The organism is Shouchella xiaoxiensis (genome assembly GCF_016907895.1).
Classification (GTDB): Bacteria; Bacillota; Bacilli; order Bacillales; family Bacillaceae_D; genus Shouchella; species Shouchella xiaoxiensis.
On the sequence record NZ_JAFBCV010000010.1, the window covers coordinates 25,071 to 37,385 of the forward strand.

Genomic DNA, 12,315 nt, shown 5'->3' on the forward strand with positions numbered 1-12,315 from the left:
GCGGCAAGCTTCCGCATGAAGTGGAAATCAACCTCTCCACGCTTTGGCTCTTAAAATGGTTCCTTCATGAATAGAAAAAAGGGCTGTCCCATCAGGTCTAAATGTTGACCTAATAGGACAGCCTCTTCAATACTGAACAATATTAATCCGCCTGCATTCCCCCATCAACATTGTAAAGGGAACCTGTAACAAATGAAGAACGATCGGATGCTAGAAACAGGACAATTTCTGCGACTTCCTGAGGGGCACCGAAGCGTCCGAATGGAATGCCTGCTTTTAGCGCTTCGCCTGACTCTTCTGGTTTGCCGGGGCTGAGGTTGTTTTGAATATCAGAAAGCATCTGCGTATCAATAGCGGCCGGAGCAACTGCATTGACGCGGACGCCGTTTTTCGCCGTTTCGAGCGCTGCTGTTTTCGTCATTCCGGCAACCGCATGCTTGGAAGCGATATAGCCAACCATCCCTGCAGAACCGATGTAAGCAGCGTTTGAGGCCGTGTTGATGATACTGCCGTAGCCCTGGTCATTCATTTGCTTGATTACATACTTCAAGCCAAGAAAAACACCGGTTACGTTAATGTTCATAATTTGATTAAACGTTTCTTTCTCGAGTTCGGTAATTTCTTTAAACGGTCCATTAATACCGGCATTGTTAAAAAAGACATCAATCTTGCCGAATTTACTGACCGTCTCATCCACATATCGTTTTACGTCTTCCTCTTCCGTCACGTCTGCTTGGATGATGTGTACACTCTCTTCTCCCCCAGTTAACGCATCTTTCGCCTTTTCTAAAGCGCTCTCATTTACATCGACTAATACAACGGTTGCACCTTCATCAAGAAACAACTGCGCCGTTGCTTGGCCAATTCCACCAGCGCCACCAGTCATTAAAACGACTTTCTCTCTCATTATCATATCCTCCTCTTTTTCTAAATCGTTTCTTATCAATTCTCTACCCTTAGTTTGAATAAATAATCTTTTTTGCGCAGGATTTTTGAATCAATCTGCTTTTTTTCGACAATCCGTAAACAACTTTTTTCAAATTTCTAATTGACAAGGTTCTCATTTGGCACTAAACTGACTGAGAATGATTATCGTTATTATTTTTTACACATACGTACAATACATAAAGGGATAGGGAGATTATAATGAAAAAACTAAATACACGAGCTGGATCGTTAAAATTGGCACTTTTCTCAACAACAATGCTACTCGCACTTGCGGCATGTTCAAGTGATAATGCTGATACGCCTGAGGACAATGGCACAGGAAATACAAGCGAGCCTGATACACAAGAAGAAGAGACAGACTACCCGATCGTGATTGAGCATGCTTTTGGAGAATCCGTAATTGAAGAAAAACCTGAGCGCGTTGCCACTGTTCAATGGGGCAATCAAGATGTAGTGCTTGCGCTTGGCGTTGAGCCGGTTGGATTCTCAGCTGCTAATTTCGGCGTGCAGGATGACAGCGGTTTACTTCCATGGACAGCAGAACAAATTGATGAGCTTGGCATTGAAGATCCGAACATTTATCAAGATACAGACGGTCTTGATTTTGAAGCCATCTCTGACAGTCAACCCGATGTGATCATGGCAGCTTACTCTGGCATTACGCAAGAAGACTATGACTTGTTAAGCCAGATTGCTCCAGTTGTCGCGTATCCAACATCTGCTTGGACAACTACATGGCGTGAACAGATTGAGATGATTTCAACAGGTATGGGGATGACAACGGAAGGCGAGCAGCTCATTGCCGATACAGAAGATGAAGTTGCTGAAAAGCTGAGCGAACACCCTGAAATCGAAGGCAAATCAGTTGTTTGGGTCAACTTCTCGGCTACAGATATGTCCGGGCTACATCTTTACACACCAGTTGATACGCGCGTGAAATTCCTGGTTGATGAGCTAGGAATGGAATACCCGCAATCGGTTATGAATGCGATTGAAGATGATACGGCTTATTCATTAAGCTTAAGTGCGGAGAACGCAGATCTATTAAATGATGCAGATATTATTATTGGCTATGGCGATGATGAACTTTATGAAGCGGTTCAAGCGGATTCTAGACTTGGTCAAATCCCAGCAATTGAACGTGGTTCTGTCTTCTTTATTGGAAACAGCACTCCTCTTGCTGCTTCTGGAACACCAACGTCGCTCTCCATCTCTTATACTATTGACGAGTACCTTGACTTAATTGGAGAAGCAGTCAGCCAGTTAGATGAATAAATTAACAAACAATCAGAAGCGGCTTCGACCGCATACGCCGCAGCGCTTGATGAAAGTCGTTATTACTGCTTTCATCTTGCTCGGCCTATGTATTGCCGCATCGCTTGTTTTAGGTGCGAGGCTCGTCTCTTGGGACGAGCTCGTTACTGGTTTATCGTATCGCGAACTGGATTCGTACGGGGCAAGTGTCGTGCGCGAACGAGTGCCACGAACGATCTTTGGCTTATGCTGCGGGGCTGCACTTGGTATCTCTGGTGCGTTAATGCAGGCAGTTACTCGAAATCCGATCGCGGACCCAAGTATTTTAGGTGTAAATACTGGGGCCGCTTTGTTCGTTGTCGCGGGTATTGCCTTTGTTGACATAAGCTCAGCGTCTCAATACATCTGGTTCGCTTTAGCTGGTGCGATGCTTACAGCGATTTTTGTATACGGAATTGGTTCAATGGGACGGGCAGGCGCAACGCCGCTGAAGCTTGTCTTAGCAGGAACCGCGACAAGCGCCGCTCTTTCATCGCTTATTAGCGCGATCATGATTCCCCGCTCGTACGTGATGGACCAGTTTCGTTTTTGGCAGGTCGGTAGCGTGGGCGCAGCTAATTGGAATGCGATTCAAACGTTTCTCCCTTTTTTAGTCGTTGGAATTATCATCGCGATTATGGTGGCACCATCACTTAATGCCCTCGCACTTGGCGATGATGTGGCGAAAGGACAAGGAGTTCGGACAGGGACCATTCGTATTACGGCGGCATTTGCCGGGGTTATCCTTTGCGGCGTCACAACGGCGCTTGCTGGACCGATTGGCTTTATCGGACTGCTTGCGACGCATGTCATTCGACTGATGCTCGGTCCTGATTTACGCTTAATTATTCCGCTCTCTGCCATTACAGGGGCCGTCATTTTAACCTTATCCGACGTAACTGGCCGGCTTCTTACTAGCCCTGGCGAACTTGAAGCCGGTGTGGTAACCGCCTTTATCGGCGCACCAATCTTAATCTATCTTGCAACACGTATGAAAGTGCGATCCTTATGATGAATTCTACAATTACGCAAATAAAAGCTGGCAGAAACGTTAGGCGGCGAAAATGGCTTGTCGTCAACGTTAGCTTAACGATTTCTGCCCTGTTGTTAAGCTGTGCCATGCTCTTGCTCGGAAATACGATTTATCCTGTTGGCGAAGTCGTCCGCACTCTTATGGGAGAAACGGTTGGCGGGGTCTCCTTCGCGGTCAATACGATTCGTCTGCCGCGGATGGTTGCCGGTCTTTTTGCCGGGATTGCTTTCGGAATCGCCGGAAATACGTTTCAAACGATGCTGCGCAACCCACTTGCGAACCCTGATGTACTAGGGATTACCGCTGGTTCAAGCGTCGCAGCGCTTATTGGTATTCTTGTGTTGCAAACAAGTCAATCGACTGTTTCAATCATGTCGGTTCTCGCTGGCCTCGCCACCTGTGCGCTGATCTATTTGTTTGCAAAAGGCAAGTCGTTTTCCGTCGGTCGCTTGATCTTAGTCGGAATTGGCATTCAAGCGATGCTGACCTCAATGATTTCCTACTTGCTTTTAATTGGAACGCAAGAAGACTTGCCGACGGCTTTACGCTGGATGAGCGGCAGTTTAAACGGAGCGCAACTGGATGCTCTGTTTCCGCTTATTTTAACGGTACTAGTCTGTGCACCAATTGTCATTGTCTTCGGCAGGCACTTAAACTTACTCGAGTTAGGTGAGCAATCCGCGACATCGCTCGGCTTGCAGACTGATAAGGTTCGCTTAGTCCTCATTCTTAGCTCCGTTGCGATGCTCGCGATTGCGACCGCTTCAACTGGGCCGATTGCCTTCGTTGCTTTCTTGTCAGGCCCAATCGCCAAACGCCTCGTAGGTGTTGGCTTCTCCAACGTCATTCCCGCAGGTCTTGTTGGCGCGAACCTCGTGCTTGCCGCTGACCTTGTTGGACAGTTTGCATTTGAAACACGTTTCCCGGTTGGCGTCATTACGGGGATGCTCGGCGCACCATTTTTACTCTACTTATTGATCCGGATGAATCGAAAGGGAAGCTTATGATGAATCAAAACAATCGACTTCATACGAACGAAATAAAAGCAGGTTATGATGACAAAATCATACTCAACGACATTAGCATCGCGATCCCCAATAATAAAATTAACGTCATTATTGGCGCCAATGCCTGCGGAAAATCGACGCTGTTAAAAACAATGGCCCGTTTGATTAAGCCAGAATCGGGTACGATCTCTTTAGACGGAAAAGCGATCAGTAAAATGCCGGCTAAGGAATTTGCCCGGGTGCTGGGTATTCTTCCTCAATCGCCAATCGTCCCTGAAGGCATTTCCGTCACTGACTTAGTGGGACGAGGACGTTTTCCTCATCAGTCCCTGCTCGGCGGCTGGTCTAAAAAAGACTATGAAGCTGTTGCGGAAGCGATGGAAATTATGAACATCACCGAGCTTGCTGATCGCAACATTGACGAGCTTTCCGGCGGACAGCGTCAGCGCGTTTGGATTGCGATGGCTCTGACCCAGCAAACGGATATTTTGTTTCTCGATGAGCCAACGACGTTTCTTGATATTACGTATCAGGTGGAGATTCTTGATTTGCTAACTGATTTAAACCGGAAGCACGGCACGACGATTGTGATGGTCCTCCATGACATTAATCTGTCTGCCCGCTATGCCGATCATCTTTTCGCTTTGCGTGAAGGGAAACTGGTAGCTGAGGGGACTCCTGCCGAAGTCGTTACACCTGAGTTAGTGAAAGACGTGTTTGATCTGGATTGTCTTGTTATTGATGATCCCGTTTCCCACTCGCCCTTGATCATTCCAAAAGGGCGACACTATGTACACACACCAACCATCTAAAGGAGAGATACAACTTATGTTATCTGAAAATCTTGTGTCCGCATTAAACAAGCAAATGAATATCGAATTCCAAGCAGCGCACGACTATATGGCTATGGCGGCGTACTGCCATTCCATCAGCTACAATGGCTTCGCTGAATTCTTTCTTAGCCAAGCAGCCGAAGAACGCGATCACGGCATGAAAGTGTACACGTATCTAAACGACAAAGGTCATCTTGCTGTCTTCTCTGCCCTAAAAGAACCAAAGAGCGAGTACGGTGCCTTGATTGACACGTTTACCGCAGCGCTAGCGCAAGAACGTGCCGTTACAAAGAGCTACTATGAGATTTATGCGATCGCTGAAAAAGAGCGCGAATACCAAACGCTTTCCTTCTTAAACTGGTTCCTTGACGAACAAGTCGAAGAAGAAGCAACGTTTGAGACGCATATCGATTACTTAACCCGCATAAAAGACGACGCCAACGCGTTGTACAACTACGAGCAAACGTTTAGCGCAGAATAAAAAAACAAGTGAGCAGCGAAGAGCTGCTCACTTGTTTTTGGTTATTGAACGAACAAAAATCGGTCTTGCCCATCCCAGATGTGCGCTTCATCAGCAACATAGCCCCGCAACCACAATACCCCGTCTATTTTTCGGACATAAAACCCTTTCGGAAAGGTGTCATCACGCTTAAGCGGCTGGGAGGCAATCGTGATTGATCCAGCAGGTGCTTTGTTTTTCGTTGTTGAAATCATTTCTGGCTGATCGAGGTATAGGAGCCGGAAATGAGGAGCTACTTCAAGCGGGCAAAGTGTAAGCCCGCTTTCTACCGCTTTTTCAAATAATCTCTTAATTGTAGCACCTTCTGGCAAACCAAGATCTTTCACAGCAAGTTCAATCGCCATTAAGCGCTTTTCTGTTCTTGAAACAGTAAAATGCGGGTCAACGAGAAGCTGCTCTGCATATTGATTTAGCGCAATTGAGTGCTGCTTTAATTGGTCGATTAGCTCGTCTTTTTGAAGTCCACCAATTTTTATTAATCTGGTTATATGTTTGTTTGGGAAGAGGTTCATACCATTCTCCTTTTAATAGATGAATGTTTATAGGCAGATAACCCACTTTGGTCCGCTTTTAAAAGCGGACCAAAGTGGGCTTTGTATAGCTTACGTTCATTTAATCTTCTTACTCTAACTTTTTTAGTTCACCTTCACTTTAAACGACTCAAACTCAATTGGCTTCATTAAGTCTCCCTTAAATTCGAGCTCTCTCTCATTCCCATCTTCATCATACTCCACACCACCACCGTCCGTCGGCAAAAGCAGCTGTGGCGTTATCGTCAATTCCGTCACGCTCTCGTCTAGGGGGTCGAATTGCTTTATACTCTTATATTCAATTTGATCGTTCATTAGGTTCCCAGAAACACCGCCAGAAAGTCCATTAATCCGTTTATTGTTCTGATCCACAATAACAAATTCAATAAACCCACCACGACTTAAATCAAAATCAGTTTCTTGATCGATGCCCTTGTACGTTAAGCTAAGGCCTGTCTTGCTAAGCGAGAGCTCCGGCACGTTTACGGTAACACCGTCCACCGTTTGTGAATGATTGACTGCAACTGTTTGAATATCCGTTAATTTTTCAACCGGGGTAGAGAAATACCATGCTTCGCCGTCCTCAGCCTGCAACATGAGGCCAAGTTCAAACGCATCAGGCATTTCGTCTGTGACGTTCATTTCAACAATAGCCGATCGTGTTGTTTCTGAGAGTTCCTCTTCTGAATAACTTCCTGTTGAGGAAGCAGGGGTTTGCCCATCAATTGTGAAGTGCGACATCATGTCAATAGGTTCATAATTAAGCTTTTTCTCGCCTTCAATTAATAAGCTAACAGACAGATTGCTCTGGTCATAAAAAACCTCCTCTAGCGTAACCGAGATGCCATTAATGGTCTGCGTCTCGCCTATTTGCTTCGTCAAGCCGTCCTGATGCGCAACTTGTAAACCCCGCACATCAGAATCTCCAAAGATGGAGCCGATAATTGGAATTTGCGCTAACCCACTGGCAAGTGCTGGCGAATACTGCGCCGTTCCAATTAAAAGTCCAAACGCGGCAGCCACACTTCCTACAACGTAGACCATCTTTCGTCTTCCCTTTTTATTCCCTCGAATTGGCTGAATTCCTTCTGCTTGCGCTCGAGCAATGCCGGCGCGAATAGCTGTACGTACTTCACCTTGTGGCATGTCTTCAGATTGCTTTTTCATTGATCCCATAACCCCTCTCTAATTCAACTCGTAAGCCTTTTTTGGCCCGACGTAGATTTGTCTTCACTGTGCCAATTGGCTTTTCCATCACTGCGGCCATATCGGCAATTGATAAATCATGATAGTAGTAGAGAATGATTGCACTTTGATGAGCTGGACTAAGCCTGAGCAGTGCCTCACTTAAATGAAACGATTGAATGTCCTCCTCTTGTTTCTGATCCAGCTTTAACAACAGCTCTCTTTCTTCATAGGGAATAACCTGATCTCTTTCCTTTAATAACTTGTAGCATTCTCGAATGAGTATTCGAAATAACCATGTCGAAAAATATTCTTTGTTTCGCAGCTGCTTAATCGCGATAAACGCTTTGTACGCCGTTTCCTGAATGACATCAAGCGCATCCTCATTTTTGCCAACGTAGGAAAGAGCCTTGGCGTAGAGCATTTTTTCTTCTTTAAAAAGCAGCTGTTCAAATGACTCAGCATCGCCATTCATCGCTCGTTTCACCATATGTAAATCATGTTTCATTGCGGCATCATTGCCTCCTCTCATACATTAGAGCGAATTGAGGTAGTAAAAAGATTCACTCACGCTTATTTATTTTCAAAAAGAAAGAAGCTTCTCTCTATGTTAAGAAAAGCTTCCACACCCTTACATCAATGTCTCGCGCAAAAATTCTAGTGTTTCATCCCACGACTGTTGCGCGGTTCTCGCATTTGTCTCTTTTGTCCCGCCAAATAACATGGTCATCCCGTAATTATACATGCCGGTCGTCTGCGGCATGTTTGGCAGGTTACTAGGAAACGCTGAGAAATGACCTGCGCCCTCGTGGTAAATAAAGCGGTCGTCTTCTTGTTGCTGCGCTCTTCTTTGTTCCAGTCGATTGGAAAAGAATACGCTTAAATGCGATTGATCGTCCGTTCCAGCAAACACCATGATTGGTGCCTGTATTTGTTCAACTGGAATCGCAAACTGCTTCAGTTTTTCTTCGTCTGCTAGATTCATCTCCATTCCAGCTAAATTGGAGTAAGGTTTCCGGGCAACCATATGATAGAGCATAGAGAAACCATCTTTCGCTCTTTGCTTAATATCATAATAGGGAACGGGTTTATCATTTAACGTCCAGGCGGATTTAGCAACTGGCTGAAAATTAACCATTCCTGAGAATACAACTTCACTTGGGGCAGCCGCAATGACCGACTTTACTTTCGGAAAATGACTCGCATAAAGCAGGGCGAGTTCTGAACCTCTTGAATGGCCGATGATACCCAGTTTGTCCTGCTCGACGTTTGGCATATGGCTAAGATAGGTAAAAGCCCGATCAACATATTCCAGCGGCACCTGTTCGACTCCTTTTGGCAGCCCTTCTTTGCCAAAATACGCGAGAGCCATAACGACGAATCCTTCCGCCGCCAAAGCAGCCGCAGCTGCTTCGTGAACGGCGCCATCTGAACCGCCTACAATTACCACTGCTGGAAAACTGTCACCATAATCGGGATGAAACACCGCTCCGACAAGACCATTTCCCACCTCTTCTTTTACTACATTGTCCGGCTGAATGGTTCGGGAAACGGCTGTACGCCCAACGACTTTATTCTGATAATAGACCTCAATCTCATACGTAATCGGCTCCGGCGTCTGTTTGACAAACATTGCTTCCTTCTTACGGTTCCAACTCATGGAAGAGATGAAACTCATCTCACTAGACTGATCATAGTCTCCCTTAACCGGTTCATCAGCCGTTAGGTCGATTACTCCATCTTTGTCACTGCGAAAAAAAGCACATGACTGAAAGGGTTTATGTAAATCATCCTTCGTTGTAACGACGACTTTAAACTCCTCTAACGGTTTTTCCGTTTGTATCTTTACAGACCACTTCTCCAGAATAGAATCACTCTCTGCCTGTACATGAAAATGGATCGGTTCACCTTTCTGATTCATCGTTGTCATCTCCGCTTCTGTCAAAATATCAATACTAAAGTTTACGGAGTCTTTTTAATAAAGTTTCAAACTTTTCCTGTTCATTTCCAGAATGAAGCATAGATTTGGACGTTTATGAGCGACTAACCCGCTTCACCAAAAAAGCAGAATCCTCAAGCTCTCGAAAACCATTATTCTGATAAAAGCGGTAGGCAGGTACGGTTTTCTCGGTCATTAACGTGGTATGCTTGACGCCTTCTGCCTTTAAGAAGTCGTTTAACAGCTTTAGAAAGGCTTCGCCCGCTCCTTGTTTCTGCTTATGTCTAGCGATGAAAAACTCTTTAATGTAGTATTCCCGTCCTTCCCACCAAGAAAAGACGTAGCCTAACGAGCAGCCGATCAGCTCTTCCTTCTCATCATACAAACCAAGCGTGAGTGAGTTGCTGTTTTCCATTAGTTCTTTCATATAAGCATCAAGCTCGTCGTTTGCCCACCTGTCATTCCAAGGCTCATGGGAGAACACGTCGAGGAATAGCTGCTTCATCTGTGCATACTCGCTATGTTTTAGTGGCTTAATGTTCATTGTTTATCCCTCCAAGTCTAGCTTTCAGTTCCTGAGCTAGTTTCTTCAATCCCCTTGCTAGTTCTTCCCTACTACAGTAGGAATACGAGATACGAATATGCTCGTAATCATTAGGGGCATATAAATAGCCTGGATTTATTAAGATATTTTGCTTAAGTAAAAGCTGAAAAAGTGCTTTGGTCACAATCGGCTGTTTAATCCGAAGCCAAATATAAAAACCGCCCTGAGGAGATTGCCATTCAGCGAAATCTGAGAAATACGTGTTCAAAAGTGCCTCGGTGAAATCGGCTCTCTGCTTCAATTGTTTCTTTAAAGCTGAAACATGTTGCTCGTAGAGCCCGGACCGGAACCATTCAGCTGCAACAAGCTGCGGAATGGCGCTGCTGCCGTAATCGAGCTGCATTTTCAAGTCAGCCAAGTGATCCATAACCGATTCAGGTCCCACCATCCAGCCAATGCGAAGTCCCGGACTGACCGTTTTGGATAAGCTGCCAATGTAAATCACCTGTCCGTTATGGTCCAACGACTTTAACGGTAGCGGCGGTTTCTCAAATGCGAGATCCCGATAAACATCATCTTCTATAATCGGGAGGTTGACCGCAGCACAGGCCTTTATCAGTTCTTGTCGCTCAACTGCTGATAAACTTATTCCTGTTGGATTGTTTAACGTTGGAATAACGTAATAAAACGATTGGTTTGACTTTAATTTCATCTTATCTAGACTCGTTATACTGGTCGACGTGATGGAAGGAATGGAATGAAGATACGAGGGCGAGTTGTGGAACATGTTTAACTGACCGGAATTTAACCCAATTGAAAGCAGCTGCAATGCCTGGATGCCGCCGGAGACAATGACTATTTGTTCAGCATTTGCTTGAATACCGCGGGTTTTCAAATAATCTGTTAACGCGTTTCGTAATTGAATATGCCCTTTTGGCTCTGAATAGCCAAAATCCCGCTCCGTTATCGCTACCTGCCGCATCGTCCCCTGTAATGCTCCAGAGGGAATCAATTCAGGACCTAATTCGCCGGTACCCAGGCGCAGAATATCCGTCCTTTTCTCAAAATCATTAATAAGTTGAATTGTTTGGCTGTTCGCTTGACACAAACTTTGATTGATACGCTCCTTCCAGCGAGGGATCGCACCGTGTATTAGCTCGTGCCAGCCTGGCTGACTAACATAAATACCACTGCCCGCTTTTCCCGTCAATAGCCCGTCCGCTTTCAACTCCTCCAAAGCTTGGATGACCGTACTCCGGTTAACCTGAAGCTGCTCAGCTAACTTGCGCTGTGTCGGCAATTTCATCTCAGCTGGCCAATGCCCATGCTCAATCTGTTTGACCATCCAGTTCATAATTTGCCTGTAAATAGGTATGCCCGTCTTATGCTCTGGCTTCCAAACCATTTCGTCACGCCCCTTATAATTGGTTGGGATATAAATCAACCAATTGGTAGTTTCCTCACTTTACTTCATTTGGTAAGTTGTAAGCAACAACAAGAGGAGTGATGACATGCTTTATCCGTTTTTTCACGGGCTCATTTTATCAGTTGCCCTTATCTTACCGCTTGGCCCACAAAATATGTTCATTTTCAATCAAGGGGCGATGCAGCCGCAATTCCAGCGCGTACTTCCTGTTGTCTTTACCGCAGCTTTGTGCGACACGTTGTTAATCCTGGCATCCGTCTTTGGCGTTTCCGTTCTACTGCTAACACTGCCCCAACTCCAGCTAATGATGTATGTTGTGGGATTCTTGTTCCTCCTTTACATCGGCTGGTCGATCTGGACTACAGATACAGCTCCAGAGGTCCCCCGCAAACCATATTCCATCAAGAAACAGATTCTTTTCGCGATAAGTGTGTCTGTCTTAAATCCCCATGCCATTCTCGATACCGTCGGTGTGATTGGCTCAAACGCCGCTCAATATACCAATTCAGTTGAGCGATTTGCCTTTACCTTCGCTTGTATTCTTGTTTCTTGGATCGCGTTTGTTTTGCTAGCTGTTTTGGGTCGTTTTTTAAAAAGAATTGATCGGAATGGACAGGTTCTTAAGCTAATTAACAAGGGTTCAGCGCTGACCATTTGGATTATTGCTCTACTCATTGGTTCACAGATCATGGCTCTTTTGCACTGAGGAAGTGAAACGAAGATGGTCTTTTGGAACCCAGCCTTCTTCTGCGGTACTGCTCTTTTTCACCCAAAGCCAACCGTTCAGTTCTTTTACCTCAAAAAGCTCATCGCCCAGTTCTATATTTAATTCTTTTGCGCTATACGTTTCCCGAACAATGCCTTCTTCTCCCTCTATAGCTAGGAATTGTTCTGGAACCCAACCTTCCATACGTCCATTAAGCGTGCGGCAATACATCCAATTCTTCCAATTGGCGTTGTCTTCATAACGTTCTCCCACAAAAAGCCGCTCGCCTTTAGTGACTGTTATGGGGTTCGGGTAATTGCTCTTATGAGGTTTGATTACTTGATACATTCG

The 12,315-nt window shown here is 45.4% G+C and carries 14 protein-coding genes; 6 read left to right on the forward strand and 8 right to left on the reverse strand.

All coding sequences use genetic code 11. From position 1 onward, the window contains the following. Positions 1-142: 142 nt before the first annotated feature. Positions 143-907, reverse strand: coding sequence for an SDR family NAD(P)-dependent oxidoreductase (locus JOC54_RS14780; protein WP_204466964.1), 765 nt, complete (start codon positions 905-907; stop codon positions 143-145). A 239-nt stretch (positions 908-1,146) separates the two neighbouring features. Between JOC54_RS14780 and JOC54_RS14785 the strand changes: the two genes are divergently transcribed. The 5 genes from JOC54_RS14785 to JOC54_RS14805 are packed head-to-tail and all read left to right on the forward strand — an operon-like array spanning position 1,147 to position 5,595. Further along, positions 1,147-2,223: an ABC transporter substrate-binding protein gene (locus JOC54_RS14785; protein ID WP_204466966.1), complete on the forward strand. Its 1,077-nt coding sequence runs from the start codon at positions 1,147-1,149 to the stop codon at positions 2,221-2,223. Between the two features lie 49 nt (positions 2,224-2,272). Further along, complete coding sequence (locus JOC54_RS14790) at positions 2,273-3,253, forward strand: FecCD family ABC transporter permease (RefSeq protein WP_437183559.1); 981 nt, start codon at positions 2,273-2,275, stop codon at positions 3,251-3,253. After that, positions 3,250-4,281, forward strand: coding sequence for a FecCD family ABC transporter permease (locus JOC54_RS14795; RefSeq protein WP_204466970.1), 1,032 nt, complete (start codon positions 3,250-3,252; stop codon positions 4,279-4,281). The genes JOC54_RS14790 and JOC54_RS14795 overlap by 4 nt, the downstream gene beginning before the upstream one ends. Next, positions 4,281-5,093 (forward strand): ABC transporter ATP-binding protein, encoded by an 813-nt coding sequence (locus tag JOC54_RS14800; protein WP_204466972.1) that lies wholly within the window; start codon positions 4,281-4,283, stop codon positions 5,091-5,093. Before JOC54_RS14795 ends, JOC54_RS14800 begins: the two co-directional genes overlap by 1 nt. A gap of 16 nt (positions 5,094-5,109) precedes the next feature. Next, on the forward strand, positions 5,110-5,595 hold the full coding sequence (locus tag JOC54_RS14805; RefSeq protein ID WP_035417899.1) for a ferritin: 486 nt from the start codon (positions 5,110-5,112) through the stop codon (positions 5,593-5,595). Between the two features lie 41 nt (positions 5,596-5,636). Here the strand turns inward: JOC54_RS14805 and JOC54_RS14810 are convergent, their stop codons facing one another. The 6 genes from JOC54_RS14810 to JOC54_RS14835 form a co-directional block, all read right to left on the reverse strand. Then, positions 5,637-6,146 (reverse strand): helicase, encoded by a 510-nt coding sequence (locus JOC54_RS14810; protein WP_204466974.1) that lies wholly within the window; start codon positions 6,144-6,146, stop codon positions 5,637-5,639. Positions 6,147-6,269: 123 nt separating this feature from the next. Then, positions 6,270-7,331, reverse strand: a complete 1,062-nt coding sequence (locus tag JOC54_RS14815; protein ID WP_204466976.1) for a DUF4179 domain-containing protein — start codon at positions 7,329-7,331, stop codon at positions 6,270-6,272. Further along, positions 7,315-7,857 carry a sigma-70 family RNA polymerase sigma factor gene (locus JOC54_RS14820; protein WP_204466979.1) on the reverse strand — a complete coding sequence of 181 codons (543 nt, stop codon included), beginning with the start codon at positions 7,855-7,857 and terminating at the stop codon, positions 7,315-7,317. Before JOC54_RS14820 ends, JOC54_RS14815 begins: the two co-directional genes overlap by 17 nt. Positions 7,858-7,980: 123 nt before the next feature. Continuing rightward, the gene (locus JOC54_RS14825; protein ID WP_204466981.1) at positions 7,981-9,270 is read right to left on the reverse strand and encodes an acyl-CoA thioesterase/bile acid-CoA:amino acid N-acyltransferase family protein; all 1,290 of its coding nucleotides are present in this window, start codon (positions 9,268-9,270) and stop codon (positions 7,981-7,983) included. Positions 9,271-9,382: 112 nt separating this feature from the next. Then, entirely contained in the window at positions 9,383-9,832 is a 450-nt protein-coding gene (locus JOC54_RS14830; RefSeq protein WP_204466984.1) for a GNAT family N-acetyltransferase, read from the reverse strand. Next, positions 9,822-11,237, reverse strand: a complete 1,416-nt coding sequence (locus JOC54_RS14835) for an aminotransferase-like domain-containing protein (RefSeq protein WP_204466986.1) — start codon at positions 11,235-11,237, stop codon at positions 9,822-9,824. Before JOC54_RS14835 ends, JOC54_RS14830 begins: the two co-directional genes overlap by 11 nt. 106 nt (positions 11,238-11,343) lie before the next feature. On the opposite strand from JOC54_RS14835, the gene JOC54_RS14840 reads away from it, so the two are divergent. Next, positions 11,344-11,964, forward strand: coding sequence for a LysE/ArgO family amino acid transporter (locus JOC54_RS14840; RefSeq protein WP_204466989.1), 621 nt, complete (start codon positions 11,344-11,346; stop codon positions 11,962-11,964). Here the strand turns inward: JOC54_RS14840 and JOC54_RS14845 are convergent. Beyond that, positions 11,938-12,312 (reverse strand): SH3 domain-containing protein, encoded by a 375-nt coding sequence (locus JOC54_RS14845; protein ID WP_204466991.1) that lies wholly within the window; start codon positions 12,310-12,312, stop codon positions 11,938-11,940. The two genes, JOC54_RS14840 and JOC54_RS14845, sit on opposite strands and share 27 nt — an antisense overlap. Between the last annotated feature and the right edge of the window lie 3 nt (positions 12,313-12,315).